Source organism: Capnocytophaga cynodegmi (assembly GCF_002302475.1).
Classification (GTDB): Bacteria; Bacteroidota; Bacteroidia; order Flavobacteriales; family Flavobacteriaceae; genus Capnocytophaga; species Capnocytophaga cynodegmi.
The window spans coordinates 2,469,793-2,487,799 of sequence record NZ_CP022378.1 but is presented as its reverse complement, the minus strand read 5'-3'; the positions used below and the strand labels follow the sequence as shown (position 1 = coordinate 2,487,799).

Below are 18,007 nucleotides of genomic sequence, written 5' to 3'. Positions count from 1 at the left end.
AAATTTTTAGTTAATCACCTGAAAGCCAATTTCTAAAAGAATAAAAATTTTGTGGAGCAACTCCGTGTCCTACAGGGAATTCCTCATACACATACTCAATTCCTAAGTTTTCTAAAAACTCAGGTGTTTTTCTTGCCCACTCAATTGGAATTACCTGATCGCTGGTGCCGTGTGAAACATAAAAGTGTAAAGCAGAATGATTTTCATTGGCATAACCTTCTTTTAAAATTTCCAAATTCAAATATCCACTTAAAGCTATCACATTGCGAATTTTACGAGGATACGAAATAGCAAGAGCCATACTGAGAATGCTTCCTTGGCTAAACCCTAACAAAGTGATATTCTTTGTATCTAAATTAAATAATTTACAAGCTTCATCAATAAAATTGACCACTAAATCACGTGACTTTACAGCCTGTTCATTATTGCTCCACTTTCCTTGCTCTTCATCAAAATTTATTGAATACCAAGCATATCCAAATTCAGGAAGCCTGTAAGGAGCTCTTAATGAAATAATTGTATATTCTTTTGGCAATTCTTCTGCAAAAGAAAATAAATCCTCTTCGTTACTTCCATAACCGTGAAGCATAAAAATAACAGGGGGACGCTTGATTTTTACTAAAGGCTCACGCATAATATACTTTAAGGGTAAAGAATTGTTTGTTTCCATATTTTAGTTTTCTATTTTAATTATTTTCTTGATTTACAAATCATTAATTTTCTGTATTCTAAAAATTAATCATTTATAACAAATTGGTTATTAGCTATAACGCCTATAACTTTTCCTTTCAACGTCTCTCCCAAAAAAGCTGAATTTTTTGAAGTTGATAGAATATTTTCTTTTTCAAAAATGTAGCTTCCTTCTGGAGTGAATAATGTCAAATCTGCTTCAATATTTTCAGATATAGGTTCTGTTTTTATTCCAAATCGATAACGAGCCGAAGTAAGCAATTCCACCGCCGTTTCCAAATCAACATACTGATTTACAATTCCAAAAGCACTTTCTAAACCAATTATACCAAACGATGCATAATCAAATTCCTTGAATTTCAACTCAATATCTAACGGATTATGGTCAGATGTTACAAAATCAATAGTTCCATCTTTTAAAGCTTCACGCAAAGCTTCAACATTTTCTTTATCACGCAATGGCGGTAATACCTTAAAGTTGGTGTCAAATCCTTCTAAAACTTCATCTGTAAAATGAATATTATGAATTGCTACACTGCAAGTTACATCAAGTCCTTTATTCTTAGCCTCGCGAATCAGCTCCACAGACTTCGCCGTTGAGATAGTAGGAATGTGTAGCTTTCCACCTGTGTATTCCAGTACCGCCAAATCACGAGTCACACAAAGTTCTTCAGCCAACGCAGGAATTCCTTTTAATCCTAATTTAGTTGCAGAAATATGTTCATTAACAACACCTTTTCCCATTATTTTTGAATCATTTGGAAAAGAAATCACTATTCCTCCAAAATTTTGAACATATTGCAATGCTATTTTTAGTAAATTATTGTTTGCTATAGCTTTTTTGTAATCACCAAAAGCCACTGCTCCCCCACTTTTCATATCAAATAATTCAGCTAAAGCCTCCCCTTTGCTCTGTTCTGTTAAAGCTCCAATAGGGTGTGTTGTTGCCACAAAGCCTTTCGTTTGATTTTTGATGTACAAAACAGAAGCTTTTGTGTCTGTCACTGGATTGGTTAATGGATTGACTAGCACGTGTGTAAAACCACTTTTCTCAGCTGTTTTCATTCCATTTTCCAGAGTTTCTCTTTCTTCAAATCCTGGCTCTCCAAAACAAACACTACTATCCGCCCAACCTTGTGAAACGTACACATTTTCAATTACTTTATCCACATTTTCGGTTGATATAGCTTCTGAAATTTTTACAATAATTCCATTAGAAATTAAAATATCTTTAGTAGTTTTATGAAAAGTACTTCGTTTATCTAAAATTTGCGCAGATTTGATTAATATATTCATAATTAAGTTTGTGTCTAAAGATCTGTAAAAAGGAAAATTATAAAACCATTAAAAGTTATTGAGAAATCAATATTTTAAAATTTCACCTCTCAATTGGCAAAGTTAAGATTAAAAAATGAACTATATAAAATTTTAAGCTATTTTTAATAATGGAACTTTTAAATTTATCCACAAAAAGGAAGAACCTTTCAAAAAATTGAAGTCAGAATAAAACTTGTAAAACCTCTAAAGATTTCGGTTTTCTGAAGCCTGGAAAATGCCACTGATAATATTTTAAAATATGGCTTAGAAGAATATTTCTTTCATTCTTTGAAGATTTAACTTTATGCAAATCAGAATATTCTGAAGAAATAATATCTTTAAAAAAGATAAGTTCCTTGCCTGAAATCGAATGTTTTGTTTCATCAGAATTACTAAAAATTCCTTCCTCTAAACTGAAGAATGAATTATCTTCATTGGAAATATCTGGATAAAATCCTAAAAATCGAGTTAAATCAATTAAAAATTTCAAATGAAAATTTGGAAAAAATTCATTTTCATCTAAAAAAGAAAGCTTTTCTTCCAAAAACTGGTATAACTCGGGTTCGGCATATTCATTCACACAAACAAAGGAACAAATTTCGGATAAAAACATTACGACAGAACTTTTATAAATATCTGTATGTGCGGACTGATATATTTTAGCAACTTTGGCTTCCTTAATACGTTCCAAAGTACCTGTATTTCTGTTACTTACTACCAACTCCAACTGCATAAAAGACTGAAAAAGAGCTGGTTTCAAGGTAGTTTTTTTTGAAGATAAAACTCCTTGCAATAGATAAAAGCGAACACCAAATTGCTCAGTAAAACATTTAACTATCAAACTATTATCTCCATACTTCAAAACTGAAATTACAATTGCCTTAGTTGCTGAGTACATTCTTATCCTATTATTATTTTCATCGAAAGCAATGCGAAGATATGAAGTATTTATAATTTCACAAAAATAGTTGTGATAAGCTTTCAAATTTTGGTAACTTTGTGGCTGGTTACAACTGAAAAACTGATTTCCTAAGGTTATCGTTGGGTTCTATATAAAAAAGATAGTAAGTTTATAATGTAAAAAGTTGAGTTATGAAAAATTCTAATAGTTTAGGAAGTTTTGTTTGGGGCGTAATTGTTGTTTTTGTTGCCCTGCTCACAGGTATTGTATGGTATCTATTTCAATATTGGTACATTATCGTAGGGGCTGTTGTGTTGTGGATTACTTACATAATTATAAAATTTGAAGTTCGTAACCACAGAAAATTCAATAAAGAACGTCAAAAACTTCTTGACAAAAAAAGGATATTCATTAACTCGTTTTTTCTGTCCTTTCACAAAATACCATTACCACAAAAGGAGTACTTATTATAAATGGTCAGCAGATACAAAATACGTTCAGGTTGTAAATTGCTTTCGATTTTCCGTAACTTTGTGATTAGTTACAACATAATGCATTTTGGTATTGGGCAATATTATGTTGTAAATTGCTTTCAATTTTCCGTAACTTTGTGATTAGTTACAACAATTTTTTCTCAAACACATAATTAAAGTATGTTGTAAATTGCTTTCAATTTTCCGTAACTTTGTGATTAGTTACAACACGGAGCAATGCCAACTGGTAAGAAATTAGGTTGTAAATTGCTTTCAATTTTCCGTAACTTTGTGATTAGTTACAACAAGGTCGAGGCTTCATAGTCCTAACAACTGGTTGTAAATTGCTTTCAATTTTCCGTAACTTTGTGATTAGTTACAACTGTAATTCTATTTCCTGCGGTAGTTTGAAGGTTGTAAATTGCTTTCAATTTTCCGTAACTTTGTGATTAGTTACAACAATTTTTTCTCAAACACATAATTAAAGTATGTTGTAAATTGCTTTCAATTTTCCGTAACTTTGTGATTAGTTACAACAAGGTCGAGGCTTCATAGTCCTAACAACTGGTTGTAAATTGCTTTCAATTTTCCGTAACTTTGTGATTAGTTACAACGTACGCTCCAGTGTTACCCTCAGCACCCTCGTTGTAAATTGCTTTCAATTTTCCGTAACTTTGTGATTAGTTACAACTTGTTGTTGCTACATCTCTAACTTTGTAGGGTTGTAAATTGCTTTCAATTTTCCGTAACTTTGTGATTAGTTACAACGTACGCTCCAGTGTTACCCTCAGCACCCTCGTTGTAAATTGCTTTCAATTTTCCGTAACTTTGTGATTAGTTACAACTTGTTGTTGCTACATCTCTAACTTTGTAGGGTTGTAAATTGCTTTCAATTTTCCGTAACTTTGTGATTAGTTACAACTTATTATATTGACATTTTCAACATTCCCCTGTTGTAAATTGCTTTCAATTTTCCGTAACTTTGTGATTAGTTACAACGTACGCTCCAGTGTTACCCTCAGCACCCTCGTTGTAAATTGCTTTCAATTTTCCGTAACTTTGTGATTAGTTACAACTTGTTGTTGCTACATCTCTAACTTTGTAGGGTTGTAAATTGCTTTCAATTTTCCGTAACTTTGTGATTAGTTACAACTCCATATCTTGAAGGGTATAATCTTTCATTGTTGTAAATTGCTTTCAATTTTCCGTAACTTTGTGATTAGTTACAACAAACTGCATCGGTATATCTAAACTGCACGTGTTGTAAATTGCTTTCAATTTTCCGTAACTTTGTGATTAGTTACAACAAGTATACCCGTGTTTACTTGTACTTCACCGGTTGTAAATTGCTTTCAATTTTCCGTAACTTTGTGATTAGTTACAACTTGCGAATTGTGGAGCATTGGCTGAATATCGTTGTAAATTGCTTTCAATTTTCCGTAACTTTGTGATTAGTTACAACCGCTATTGAAAGGGATAGGGTAGATTATGCGTTGTAAATTGCTTTCAATTTTCCGTAACTTTGTGATTAGTTACAACAAAGAGAAATTCGGTTTCGGTTCTTTAGACGTTGTAAATTGCTTTCAATTTTCCGTAACTTTGTGATTAGTTACAACAAAGAGAAATTCGGTTTCGGTTCTTTAGACGTTGTAAATTGCTTTCAATTTTCCGTAACTTTGTGATTAGTTACAACCAGTAAGGGATTACTCTCGTTAGAAGCATTGTTGTAAATTGCTTTCAATTTTCCGTAACTTTGTGATTAGTTACAACAATTACGTGTTTTGCTTCTTTTAGTTATGGGTTGTAAATTGCTTTCAATTTTCCGTAACTTTGTGATTAGTTACAACTGAGTATGATGAATTATGATTTTTCAATTCGTTGTAAATTGCTTTCAATTTTCCGTAACTTTGTGATTAGTTACAACCTCAAAAAATAATCCTCTAACAGACAGAGGATTATTTTTGTTTTTAGAAATAAAAAATTGAGCAAAAAAAGAATAAATCGGGCTGAGTAAATCCATTTTTTTCATTCTATTTCTAAAATAACTCGAGCTGCTGGTAAGTAGGTGGCGGATCTTCGCGTACTTTAGAATGAAATATTTCCATATCACCAAACTGTTTATCTGTAATCGTCATTACGGCTACTTTCCCGTATTTGGGAAGCATCATTTTTACTCGTTTTTTATGCACTTCAGCATTTTCTCTACTCGGACAGTGCCTCAAATAGATAGAAAACTGAAATAAAGAAAATCCGTCGTCTTCCAAGCGTTTTCGGAAAAGATTCGCTGCTTTTTGCATTGCCTTGGTCTCGGTTGGCAAATCGTATAAAACCATTACCCACATAATTCTATAAGCGTTAAATCGTTCGGAATTCATAACATTTTAGGATAAGAAATTTGTCTTTTTTCACCCGTATAGCATTTGTACAGAGAGGAAACGGTAGATTTTACCGCAACCAATAGCGGACGCACCTGCTCGTCTATTTTCACATCTTTGGTAGCGATTTGTAAAAAATAGGCTTTCGCTTCTTTGGTCAGTTCTTCGGCTTCAGGATTCTTTTCCAACCATCGGATGACCAATAAATCCACAAAAGGACGGTAAGGTTCCATTAGGTCATCTGCCAAGCAGTAAGCATTGTATTTGTTTTTGTGAAAAATCCCCAAAATGGGCAATAAACCTGTTTCTACAATGGCTCTTGCCACGATACTTCTCAATACGGAATAACCAAAATTGAAGAACTGATTGGGAGAATCGCCATAGCGTTCGCGTAAAAAATCGGGATGGATAAGGTATTTCCAGTAGTGCTGTGCAGCGATGCCTTCCATATTGCTGGTGTCGCCCGATTTCACTTGGTTGAGATACTCATACATCGGACTGGAGTAAGTTCCGAGTCGTTCCAAAACAGCGGCTTGATTGGCTATTTTGCATTCTATGGTTTGTTTCCACAGCTGTTTTTTGAGCGGTTCGCTGGCTTCTATCTGATCTTTTATGCGTTGGGAATGAATCGCATTTCCGTGGAGCGGTAGCATTTGTCCGTGTGGGAGATGATGGGTATCGCAACTGATAATCACCACATTATTCCCCATCAGCCACTGTATCAGCTGATGGGAAATGGTAATCTGAAAGTGATCGAGCATCAACAAACCCAAATCTTCTACCGGAACGCTCCCTTTCTCTGCTTTGGTTTCAGGACAAACGATTTCCATCTGTTGGTCTTTCAACTTCAAATATGCTGGATTGCCAATGTAAATAGAGCGGTAAAGCATAATTTCATCGTTTTTAATTAATATTCTCCTACACTAACAATATCCCCTAAATGATTAATCCTAACCTTTATGATATCATTCAAAGGTGACAAACTTTTAATTTGTTGGTAAGTTTTTCCTTGCAACTCTTTTTTATCTTCTACTGTCGTTTCTAGATGATGTCTGAATTTAAAATCACGAACTATCGCATTACCATATTTCACAACAGATATAGTTTGCACCCTAAATAAATTTGGGCTTATTATTTTCTTGTTTTTAGGATCCAATAAATCAATATAGTTAGGATTAAAACCTGTTACCTCATTCGGGAAAACAAACATTTCATTCTGTTTCATTGTGAATAAAAATTCCCAACCCAAATGCTGATTGTATGTTTTTTCTATAATGGGTAATCCTTGATTAGCTCTTACTACGGCTTCGAAAACCGATACTACTTTTTCTTGTAAATTTCCCTTATCATCACGGTAAACCGCCACATGATGATTGCTGCCCGTACTGATAAAGTCCACAGGAATAGGCTTACCTTCTTTATCCAAAATTTCTTTTCCTAAATGGTCTTTTTTCGTATGCAAAGGCTCGGCATTTGCTACACCGCTTATGGTTACACGCTTTATCGCAATTCCCTTTTCTTTATTGAGCCATATCGGATTTTTGTCTAAATCTGAAAAGGCTTTTTTAGCATCATTTTCAAAAGATTTTAATCGCTCCTTCAAAATTCTTTTTACCCCTTCGTCTAATATTTTGTCGATTAACTTTTCATCTTTAAAGTTTTCAGGAGTAATGTCTTTTCGAATGGAAAAACTATTTTCTAACCATACCAATTTCACTTTTTCAGGCAGTTGTTCTGTTTGGGCTTCTTCTAAATAAATAGGATTTTTCGCCAATGAATTTTTACCTGTAAAAGCCTTTTTCGGATCGCCGCCATTTTCTTCTAATCTCTTTTTCAACAAGGATTGATACAGTGGATTGGCTACTTTTTCTATAGTCTCCAAATCAAATTTACCTCCGATTTTTTCCTCTTTTTGTACATAATACTGGTATTTTCCATAAATTGTTTCTTTATGCAATTGTCCGCGAGGAGTTAAAACTTCCTGAACTTTGTTACTTCCGGAAATTTTATTCTTGTTTTTGGTAACTACCTTATTTTTAGCCTTATGAGAAATTAAAACATTTTCTAAAAAGGTTTTAGCTACCTGACGGAAATTAGGCATTGGAGCTTTAAAAATTCGTTTTTCATTACCATTTTCATCGGTTACTTTTATGGTTTCCAATTGTTGTATCGCCATAATGTTGTTATGCTCCTTATGTTTTTCATTTTTACGAGCATTTAGATAATTAAGGTATTGAATATGATTGTGCTTGGTAAAAGCAACCGTAAGAGCATCCATTGCGTGATGGCGGAGGTCATTTCGTTTAGTCCAATCGGTGATAACTTCCACTTGCTGACCATATTTGCGGTCTTCCATTTTGGTAAGTCCCAAAGCTCTGTATTTCGGCAAGTTGAGTTCTTTCATCACATTGACCAAACCCCAATCTTTTCTCAATCTGTCTGTAATACCTCCTGAGGTAGAAAGCACATTGTGAGTGATTTGCAAAAGTATTTCTTTGGCTTTTTTAGCAATATATTGAGTTTCTCTCAAATCTCTTTCAACAAAACCATCACCAATTTCACTTTCTTTTTTCAATAATTTTTGGTGTTTTGCTTTGGAAATAATCTTTTTTTGATACAAATCTTTCACACGAGTCATATACTCCTTCAATTTCTCCGCACCAAATTTACTTTCGATATAATCATAAGCTGTTTGCTCTCCTTTATCTAAATTATCCGTTCTATACACGATGGTTTTATTTGAAAAACTATCATCAAACACTCTTGACTTAGGTATGATGTGTTCTATATCAATCTCTTTGCTAAATAGCTTTTCGCTTGAAATGTATCTGTTTGTGTATAAATCCTTGTACCCATTCGCTTTTAATTCCTCGTACAAGCGGTAACGAATAATATCATTTCGGGTTGGATTTGGTAAACCAAACTCACTCTTCAAAATTTTATCAATTTTCTCGTGTTCGGTTTTAGCTTTGTTTATGTTTGCCGTCATATTGGCTCTTTCTTCCGCATTTTTTTTCAGTTCACGAGCCAATTCTATACGAATTTCATCGAATTTAAAGTTAGGGTTTTCGGTTCGATATTTTTTTAAAAGAGCATTGACCAAGTTAATCATCTGATTTAAAATTTTTTCTACTACCGGCTGACGCAAACTATTCTTTTTCAACACTTCCAAACCATCTTTCAGCACACGCTTTTCATTTTCTTCTTTGGTCAATGAATGTTTAGAATGACGATAACCTGCTAATTCACAGGCGGTACTGAATTTATTCTCCTTAATATATGGATGAATTTTTCGCATCGCTTTGGTAGAAAGATTACCATAATCATCTGACAATGAAATATTTGCTAAAATTTGAGCATACTCTTTTTTAAGACCGAATTTTGTTTCTAACAATTTATAAAGTAATTCGTTACCACTTTTAGAATCATCGCCTTCATAAGAATACAGCAAATGCCACAATTTATAACTTCCTTGATTTTCAAAATCTTTACCGTCTAATTCAGCATCGAAATGCAGAATATCCGTGTTGATACCTGCTTCTTTAAAAATTGCTTGAACCATTTCCTTGATTTCCGATGCAGGAACTTTTAAATCATTGAGTTCTACCTCATCTTTATTCGATTTTACTTTGAGGTAATTTTTTGCATCATATCCTTCTAAATCAATAATTTTCAAATATGCCTCATACAATGCTTTATTTGTTCTATTGCCCTCCAAAACAGAATAATTCATCTCCCATTCTTTCGGAGAATAGCCTAAAATTTCCAAACAATAATCCGCTTTGAGATTCCCTTTGAGATTTAATTCATTAAATAATGCTTGTTTTGCCTCCAAATCCAATTCTAAAATTGTTTTTTCCTGTTCAAAAATAGTAATTTGTTGATTTTCAGATATCTTTTCCGTTTTACTTCCTTTTTTACGAATCAAAACATTATTTAAATTCTGCCAAATTTTAAACTCTTGAAACAGAGGCGATGATTTGGGAGCTACTTTAAGACCGATTACTTTTTTAGTAGTCGTTCCATCTTCATTTTTAATCTCTATTTTCTTATTTTCGAACTCACAGAAACTCACCAATGATTTTTGAGATTTTAATTTTCTTTGGTAGAAAATCACCACATCTCGAAGTTCTTTTTTTAGGGACTCGGTCAAAATTTGTGGATAAAATTGAGCTTGGGTATTCCAAATTCGTTCAAATTCATCCAAATAATCTTGGCGATAAAACACCTGATTTTTCAACGAAGTATGCGGATTTGCTGCAATTTGTTTCCAAAGATACTCGCCTACGGTTTCATTGTTGAAGTAAAGTTCCTTACTTCGGTCTGAAATTGCCCCCAAATAACCACTGGAATTATTCAAATTGTTATTGATTTCGGTGATGACAAAAGCCAATTCTTCCCTTGTCAATTCCTTTGAGAGTGCATCTACCCTCCACTGATAGGCTTGTAAATTTTTCTCTTCTCTATTTCCTTTATTTTCAACGGTATATATTTGGTATTTTTCCAAAAACAAAGCACTGGTTGCCCTTTGTCCTTTGCCTTTAAGTTGAGTGTAAAATTCATCGGTCAAAATATCCGAATGAAACTGCTTTTGAAAGTTCCAAACTTTATCCAATTCAAGCTCTAAATCAGAACGATAATAGTCAGGCAATGATTTTTTGCCTTCTTTCAAAAGTTGTAAAGACAATTGTCCCGTAGTAAGATTTTCTTCATAAAGTCTTTTGGCAATTTCCATTCCGTCTATCAATTGCCCTTCGTCTTCATTTTTAGTCTTTCGACTGCTTTTATAACCTCTTTTTTTATTGATGGTTAAAAAAACACGTGCCAACTCTTCTAATGATATTTTTTCTTTAGACGATTTTGCTCGTAATTTTAATGTTTGGTAGGTGGTTCCTTTACCGTTTTCTGACAAAATTGTATCATCAGAAATCAACTGATGTTCTTTCAAAATTTTAATCAATTCTTTTCTACGGAGCTTATAGCGTTGCAGGTTGCGTCTGGCACCTCGTTTGAGGGTTCTGTCGGCATTGGTAGAAATGGGTTTACCTTTCTCGAAATTTGTTTTTTCATCGGTTGTTAGCGGATTAACCCGAACACCAACATCTACAATTTCTGATTGTTCATTATCATTTTCAGCTTCTTTTACAACTGCCCAACCGATAGAGTTTGTCCCCAAATCGAGACCGATTATATGTTTCATAGTTAATAGTTTAAAAATTAATGGGTATAAAAATACAAATAAAAAGTTAATTATTTTTGATATTCAATTATTTTTTTGCTACCTTTGTGGCAGAAAGCAATTTACAATAAGGATTATTCCGTTGTGAAAACATCTAGTGCCTCGCCTATCTGCGGGGCTTTTTATTTCTACATTCTTCTAAACATAAAATTGATTAATAAATAATAGTTCATTTCTAGAATATATAAAAGTTACTTTTAAAACATTTAAAAATAAAAAATCCTTTCTCAATTAACGGAGAAAGGATTTTCTATTTAAAATCTCTAATACTTCTTACGTTTCATTATCCACCAAAGTCGTCGAAGCGGATGTTTTCATCAGGAAGACCGAAGTCTTGTCCCATCTTTTGTACCGCTTTGTTCATCATTGGAGGTCCACAGAAATACAATTCGATGTCTTCTGGTGCATCGTGTTTGCTCAAATATTGCTCAATAACCGCATTGTGAACAAATCCTGTAAATCCGTCTCCTTCGGTATCGTTAATGTCTTTCTTAACTTTCCAATTATCCTCTGGAAGTGGCTCAGACAACACGATGAAGAACTTAAAGTTCGGAAACTCACGCTCTAATTCCCAGAAATGCTCCAAGTAGAACAACTCTCGTTTAGAACGTCCTCCGTACCAGTAAGTTACCTTACGTCCTGTTTTCAATGTTTTGAATAAGTGATACAAGTGCGAACGCATCGGCGCCATACCTGCTCCACCTCCTACATACAACATTTCGGCATTCGATTCGTTGATAAAGAATTCCCCGTAAGGACCCGAAATAACCACTTTATCACCTTTCTTACGAGAGAAAATGTACGAAGAAGCCACCCCTGGATTTACGTTCATCCAACCGTTTTTAGCTCTGTCCCAAGGCGGAGTCGCAATACGAACGTTCAACATAATTTCACGTCCTTCAGCAGGATACGAAGCCATTGAGTAAGCACGTTCTACGGTTTCGCCATTTTTCATTACCAAAGGCCAAAGGTTGAATTTGTCCCATTCCATTTTGAATTTTTCAGGTTCTCCTGGGTGTTCAGCAGGGTGGGCAGTGATGTCAATATCAGAATACTTAATCTCACAAGGTGGAATTTCAATCTGAATGTATCCTCCTGGTTTGTAGTCCATATCCTCAGGAATTTCCACCACAAATTCTTTGATAAATGAAGCTACGTTATAGTTACGAACCACGACAGCTTCCCATTTTTTGATACCAAAGATTTCCTCAGGAATTGAAATTTCCATATCCTGTTTTACCTTCACCTGACAAGCCAAACGAGCTCCTTCTTTTAGTTCTTTTTTGGTAAAGTGAGGCGTTTCTGTTGGAAGAGCCTCTCCACCACCTGAAAGCACGTGGCATTCGCATTGGATACAAGACCCTCCACCCCCACAAGCTGAAGGCAAAAATATTTTCTGATTTCCTAATGTAGAAAGCAACGACCCTCCCGAAGGTACTTCAATTACTTTCTCGCCATTAATCTTGATTTTTACAGGTCCTGATGGAGCTAACTTCTGTTTTACGACCAACAAAAGTGCCACCAAAAGCAATGTTATCACCAGTAAAGCGATAACCGTTACTGCTACTGTTACAAATATACTACTTGATAATACCATTACTTAATTTCTTTTGTGTTATTGGCTAATTTTTCAGTTTTATCAACTTTTTGCTCGATAACTGCCTTTTTGTCCTCGTCAGATTTTTTCTCTCCACCTGTAAGCATTCCTCCGAAACTCATAAAGCCGATAGCCATAAGCCCCGTAATGATAAAGGTAATTCCCAATCCGCGAAGTGCAGGTGGCACGTTCGAATAACGGATTTTCTCACGAATGGCAGCAATGGCAACAATTGCCAAAAACCAGCCAATCCCTGATGCCAATCCGTAAGTAGCCGCCAAACCAATGGTAGGTATTTCACGCGATTGCATAAAGAGTGAACCTCCCAAAATTGCACAGTTTACAGCGATAAGTGGTAAGAAAATCCCCAATGAATTGTACAAAGCAGGAGCAAATTTCTCAACAATGATTTCTACTAACTGAACCATCGTAGCCACCGTTGCGATGAACAAAATGTAGGTCAAGAAACTTAAATCATAACTTGCATACTCCTCGCCCAACCAAGCCAAAGCTCCTTCTTTGAGCAGATATTCGTTTAGTAGCCAGTTCATCGGAACAGTTACAGCCAATACGAAAATAACCGCTGCTCCCAAACCAACCGCTGTAGATACTTTCTTAGATACCGCAAGGTACGAACACATACCCAAAAAGGTAGCGAATACCATATTATCTACGAATATCGACTTAAAAATCAGTTCTATATATTCCATTTTCTAATTTTTATTTAGTTACTAATTATTCCTCAATTAAGGATTTGTTACGTGTACGCTGAATCCAAATCACAATTCCGTAAGTGATAAGTGCCATCGGAGCTAATAACATAAATCCGTTATTTTCGTATCCTAATGCATACAAACCTGTCTTTTTAATAGGGTCGCCCAATACTTGAAATCCAAGAAGCGTTCCCGAACCTAAAAGCTCACGGAAGAAAGCCACGATGACAAGAGCCAACGCATATCCACCTGCATTTCCGATACCATCTAAGAACGATTTCCAAGGGGTATTTCCCAAAGCAAAAGCCTCGAAGCGTCCCATAATGATACAGTTTGTAATGATAAGCCCCACGAATACAGATAGTTGCTTACTCAATTCATACGAAAAGGCTTTTAGCACTTGGTCAACGATGATTACCAACGCCGCAACCACCAACAATTGCACGATAATACGAATTTTACCAGGAATAACATTTCTAATCAAAGAAATTACTACGTTCCCCACACTAAGTACAAATATTACGGACAATCCCATAACGATAGCTGCTTTAAGCTGTGCCGTAATCGCCAATGCGGAACAAATCCCCAGTACTTGTACGGTAATTGGGTTGTTATCCCATAGCGGGTCTGTAACCAATTTTACGTCTTTTTTTGATAGTCCCATAATATTAGTTTTTTAAGTTTTTAATATAATCAACATAAGCACCAACGCCTGTTTTTACCATCTCATTTACTCCGTTTACGGTAAGGGTTGCACCGGCAATGGCATCTACTTTTCCGTCTTCTTTGCGTTTGTTTTCAGGGTCTCCGTTTGATTTTGAACCCTCTACACTTTGGAAGTTACCCGAAGCGTCCAACAAATGCTCTCCGATGAAATCGTCCATAAAGAAACGTTCTTTGATGTTTGACCCCAAACCAGCAGTTTCCCCTTTGTGGTCAAAGAAAACTCCTTGAACGATAAGATCTTTATCTACAGCCACATATCCCCAAATAGCGTCCCAAAGACCTTTTCCAAAAACAGGAATGATGTAGAATGTTTTGCTATCTTTCTCTCCAACGAAAAGAGGTAATCCCTTCTCAGCTGTCCATTTTGGGTCTTCAATCAAATCGGCTTCAATAGCTTGATTTCCTTTGATGAAATATTGCCCTTTGATGTATTTTTTAAACTCGGCAGTAACCTCGTTTGTCGGAACAAAAGTTACATCTCCTTCACCCAAATTCGTATTCTGATTGCGGTTTACGCCCATTGCGTAAAGTACGTTTTGTTGCTTTTCGAACTTTCTGTTCTCGCTGATTCTATCGCTCAACGCCGAAGAAACTCCCGCAAGCAACGCTCCTACGATAATTACCATTATGATGGCAAAAATCACTGTATATGAATTACTTTCAGTTCTATTTGACATATCTATGCAGTTTTAGCTTTTAGACGTTTTTTTCTTCTTGCCACATTTGCCTGAACCACGTAATGGTCGATCGTTGGAGCAAACACGTTCATCAACAAAATTGCCAACATAACTCCCTCAGGATAAGCAGGATTGAAGCAACGAATCATTATCGAGATGAAACCTGCCAAAAATCCGTAGATGTATTTTCCTGTGTTGGTTTGTGATGCTGTAACAGGGTCAGTTGCCATAAACACCGTACCGAAAGCAAAACCTCCAACAAGTAAGTGTTGCCAAGCCGGTAAACTCCACAAAGTGAAGAATTTAGTTCCTTCCATTGCAGGTGCAAAAGCATTGAAAATGTATCCCATTGCCAAACCTCCAAGAACCATACTCAACATTATTCTCCAACTTCCTATTTTAGTGAAGATTAAGAACAATCCTGCCAAAATAATCAATAAAGTTGATGTCTCACCGATAGAGCCCGGCGTGAATCCGAAGAACATATCCGATACAGAAAATTTATCTACAATGTTATGTTGTTGAGCCAAATGTCCAAGAATAGTTTCTCCTGAAATAGCGTCTAAATTCGCTCCTTTGGCGATTTCACCTGCTCTTTCAGTAGCTCCGTGTACCCAAATTTTGTCCCCACTCATCGAAGTTGGATAAGCGAAGAATAAGAAGGCACGGATAGTCAAAGCCGGATTCAAGATGTTCATTCCTGTTCCTCCGAAAACTTCTTTTCCGATAATCACCCCAAAAGCAACCGCAACGGCAAGCATCCAAAGTGGTAAATCTACCGGAACGATAAGCGGAACAAGCATTCCTGTTACCAAATATCCTTCCTCTACTTCGTGTCCGCGAAGTGTTGCGAATATAAATTCAATTCCCAAACCAACGACATAGGAAACCACCACAAGCGGAAGCACTTTCATTGCCCCCAATGAGAAATTTTTCCAAGTCCAAAAATCAGGACTGAAAAATGACAATCCTGCTGCGTGAGCAAACTCTCCCGTAGCAGCATAATGCTGATAACCTGCGTTAAAAATACCGAAAATCAAACACGGAATTAGTGCCATAATCACGGTATTCATCGTACGTTTTAGGTCGTCAGCAGCCTTAATGTGCGTACCTCCGTGGGTCGTTTCATTAGGCAAATAAAGGAATGTGTGCAAAGCATTGAAAGTCGTTTCAAACTTCGTTCCTTTATACTTTTCTTTTAACGTATGTAATTTACTTTTTAAACTCATTTTCTTATGAATAAGTTATAATTATTTACTTTTTATTGATTTACGAATCAGTTTTAACCCCCAATCATAATGGCTTGATGTCGACGAAACTAAGTATGAACCAAGCGATGATGTTCCCGTCCATTTGTAATATTTCTTGGTAAAAAGCTCCTCATCAGTATGATCTTTAATAATTTTAAAAACAGCCTGATGCGTACTTTCAAAAAGTTTTAGCATTTTTTCCAACGATACACCTTGGCACTCTTCCCAAATATCCCGATTCAGACGTGGCGTATCGGCAAAGGTATAACCCTCTTTCGGAATTTTGGGCTTTTCGCCTTTCATTCCTACCTTATACCAAGTTAAAAAAAGTAGATGCCAATGATATAAATGCCCGATAACATCTCGGATATTTCGATTCATAGTCCCCTGAGGAAATTCCTCATTCTTTTGAGCTTCGGATAATCCTTCAACAAACAAACATAATTTCCGATAATTATCCTCAGCTAATTTTTCAAGCTCTATTTTCGATTGCGGTCGGGGCATAACACTCAATTATGATATAGAATTAATTTTTTAGAATCAACCCAACTCCTGCATCATTAAATCCAAACCTTCACGGATAATCTTCTGATGGGGTTGTTTTGAAACACAAACAAATTCAGTAAGTGCAAAATCCTCAGGAGCAACTTCATACGCACCCAAGTTTTCCAACTCATCTAAATCTTTGTACAAACACGCTTTCAAAAGTTGCATCGGATAGATATCCAACGGAAATACCTCTTCGTACATTCCTGTCATTACAAATGCACGATGTTCGCCATTGGTATTGGTGTTCAAATTATACTTTTTCTTAGGATTTAGCCAAGAAAAAGTCATTGCACGAGTTGTTGAAATTTTATTGAAGACAGGTTTGTTCCAACCAAAAAACTCATAATCATCACCTTCTGGAATTGCCGTAACTTGGTCATCGTAGTATCCTAAAAATCCGTCTTCTGACACCTTTTTACCTGTCAATACGTCACCACTGATAACGCGTGATTTTTCTTTTTTGAGATTTCCAGAAACTACACTATCAACCTGAGCACCAGCGATTACCGAAACGTATTGCGGTTTTTCAACACAAGCTCCTGTAAGTGCCAATGTTCGGGTAAGATTCAATTTTCCGGTAAGGAAAAGTTCGCCCATCACGACCAAATCTTGTGGAGTAACCACCCATACCACTTCCCCTTTGTTAATTGGGTCAATTTTAGCAATTTGTGTACTGACATTTCCAGCAGGGTGCGGACCTGAAACATTGTGAAGAACAATGTCTTTCAGATTTCTGAAAGGCGATAAAGAGCTGTTTTTGAATACAGAAACGTGAACCTTTCCTGTAGTCAATTTTGCCAAAGCCGTCAGTGCTGTTTGTAATTGCTTTTCTTTACCTTTTAGAACATAGTCGTAATCGGGTGCAAGAGGATTGGTTTTACAAGCCGAAACAAAAATTGCTTTTGGAGTTGTGTCTGCCCCTGCAATGATGTCGTACGGACGTTGTTTGATGAAAGTCCAAGCCCCTGTTGAAAGCAAGAAATCCTTGATTTGTTCTGCTGACATTTTTGCAGGGTCTTTGCTTCCAAAGTCTTTAAACACTTGCTCTGTATCGGGTAAGATTTTGATTTCTAAAATCTTACGACGTTCTCCACGAACAATCTCAGCGATTTTTCCACTTACTGGAGAAGGGAAAAGCACCCGCTCGTCTTTTTTGTCGTGAAAAACGGCTTCTCCGGCTTTAACCTCTGTGCCTTCCTTTGCGATAAGCTTCGGCACAACAGAATGAAAATCAGAGGGCTTAAGACCATACATTTTAGCCAGAGGAAGTTGTTGAGTTATCTTCTCAGCCTCCCCTTCCAAATGTATGTCCAACCCCTTTCGAATGCGGATGTCGTTTGACATATCTGTTAAATTATTGTTAGTTAGTTTTATTAAAATTCGGTACAAATATAATACTTTATATTTATAAAAGAAGATAAAAAAGGTTTTTTGTTACAATCAAACTATCTATTTTCAACTTTTATGTAACCTTTAAAAAACTCTCAACCAAAAATAAAC

14 protein-coding genes and 1 CRISPR repeat array are annotated in these 18,007 nt (G+C 35.7%); of the genes, 1 reads left to right on the top strand and 13 read right to left on the bottom strand.

Going from position 1 to position 18,007, the window contains the following annotated elements:
* Positions 1 to 10: 10 nt before the first annotated feature.
* The 3 genes from CGC48_RS10970 to recO all read right to left on the bottom strand — a co-directional run bounded on the left by CGC48_RS10970 (position 11) and on the right by recO (position 2,992).
* Positions 11 to 670, bottom strand: coding sequence for an alpha/beta hydrolase (locus CGC48_RS10970; protein WP_098029599.1), 660 nt, complete (start codon positions 668 to 670; stop codon positions 11 to 13).
* A gap of 65 nt (positions 671 to 735) precedes the next feature.
* Positions 736 to 1,986: a dihydroorotase gene (locus CGC48_RS10965; protein ID WP_098029598.1), complete on the bottom strand. Its 1,251-nt coding sequence runs from the start codon at positions 1,984 to 1,986 to the stop codon at positions 736 to 738.
* A 202-nt stretch (positions 1,987 to 2,188) separates the two neighbouring features.
* Positions 2,189 to 2,992 carry a DNA repair protein RecO gene (gene recO / locus CGC48_RS10960; RefSeq protein ID WP_232780506.1) on the bottom strand — a complete coding sequence of 268 codons (804 nt, stop codon included), beginning with the start codon at positions 2,990 to 2,992 and terminating at the stop codon, positions 2,189 to 2,191.
* 107 nt (positions 2,993 to 3,099) lie between these two features.
* Between recO and CGC48_RS10955 the strand changes: the two genes are divergently transcribed.
* On the top strand, positions 3,100 to 3,381 hold the full coding sequence (locus CGC48_RS10955) for a hypothetical protein (RefSeq protein ID WP_098029597.1): 282 nt from the start codon (positions 3,100 to 3,102) through the stop codon (positions 3,379 to 3,381).
* Between the two features lie 28 nt (positions 3,382 to 3,409).
* Positions 3,410 to 5,305: direct repeats of the CRISPR family, unit length 47 nt; unit sequence GTTGTAAATTGCTTTCAATTTTCCGTAACTTTGTGATTAGTTACAAC.
* A 112-nt stretch (positions 5,306 to 5,417) separates the two neighbouring features.
* Here the strand turns inward: CGC48_RS10955 and cas2 are convergent.
* From cas2 to CGC48_RS10905, 10 genes are all read right to left on the bottom strand, one after another.
* A complete protein-coding gene (gene cas2 / locus CGC48_RS10950) occupies positions 5,418 to 5,756 on the bottom strand; it encodes a CRISPR-associated endonuclease Cas2 (protein WP_002663340.1) in 339 nt (112 codons plus the stop codon).
* Positions 5,753 to 6,646, bottom strand: a complete 894-nt coding sequence (gene cas1 / locus CGC48_RS10945) for a type II CRISPR-associated endonuclease Cas1 (protein WP_098029596.1) — start codon at positions 6,644 to 6,646, stop codon at positions 5,753 to 5,755. Before cas1 ends, cas2 begins: the two co-directional genes overlap by 4 nt.
* Positions 6,647 to 6,663: 17 nt before the next feature.
* Positions 6,664 to 10,956, bottom strand: coding sequence for a type II CRISPR RNA-guided endonuclease Cas9 (cas9, locus tag CGC48_RS10940; protein WP_098029595.1), 4,293 nt, complete (start codon positions 10,954 to 10,956; stop codon positions 6,664 to 6,666).
* 322 nt (positions 10,957 to 11,278) lie between these two features.
* The gene (gene nqrF, locus CGC48_RS10935) at positions 11,279 to 12,592 is read right to left on the bottom strand and encodes an NADH:ubiquinone reductase (Na(+)-transporting) subunit F (RefSeq protein ID WP_098029594.1); all 1,314 of its coding nucleotides are present in this window, start codon (positions 12,590 to 12,592) and stop codon (positions 11,279 to 11,281) included.
* Entirely contained in the window at positions 12,592 to 13,302 is a 711-nt protein-coding gene (gene nqrE / locus CGC48_RS10930; protein WP_081461653.1) for an NADH:ubiquinone reductase (Na(+)-transporting) subunit E, read from the bottom strand. Before nqrE ends, nqrF begins: the two co-directional genes overlap by 1 nt.
* A gap of 25 nt (positions 13,303 to 13,327) precedes the next feature.
* Complete coding sequence (locus tag CGC48_RS10925) at positions 13,328 to 13,969, bottom strand: NADH:ubiquinone reductase (Na(+)-transporting) subunit D (RefSeq protein ID WP_013996999.1); 642 nt, start codon at positions 13,967 to 13,969, stop codon at positions 13,328 to 13,330.
* A gap of 4 nt (positions 13,970 to 13,973) precedes the next feature.
* Positions 13,974 to 14,708: a Na(+)-translocating NADH-quinone reductase subunit C gene (locus tag CGC48_RS10920; RefSeq protein WP_098029593.1), complete on the bottom strand. Its 735-nt coding sequence runs from the start codon at positions 14,706 to 14,708 to the stop codon at positions 13,974 to 13,976.
* Between the two features lie 2 nt (positions 14,709 to 14,710).
* Positions 14,711 to 15,937 (bottom strand): NADH:ubiquinone reductase (Na(+)-transporting) subunit B, encoded by a 1,227-nt coding sequence (locus CGC48_RS10915; RefSeq protein WP_098029592.1) that lies wholly within the window; start codon positions 15,935 to 15,937, stop codon positions 14,711 to 14,713.
* Positions 15,938 to 15,958: 21 nt separating this feature from the next.
* Positions 15,959 to 16,462 (bottom strand): ClbS/DfsB family four-helix bundle protein, encoded by a 504-nt coding sequence (locus CGC48_RS10910; protein ID WP_098029591.1) that lies wholly within the window; start codon positions 16,460 to 16,462, stop codon positions 15,959 to 15,961.
* Positions 16,463 to 16,498: 36 nt separating this feature from the next.
* Positions 16,499 to 17,851, bottom strand: a complete 1,353-nt coding sequence (locus CGC48_RS10905; RefSeq protein ID WP_098029590.1) for a Na(+)-translocating NADH-quinone reductase subunit A — start codon at positions 17,849 to 17,851, stop codon at positions 16,499 to 16,501.
* Positions 17,852 to 18,007: the final 156 nt, after the last annotated feature.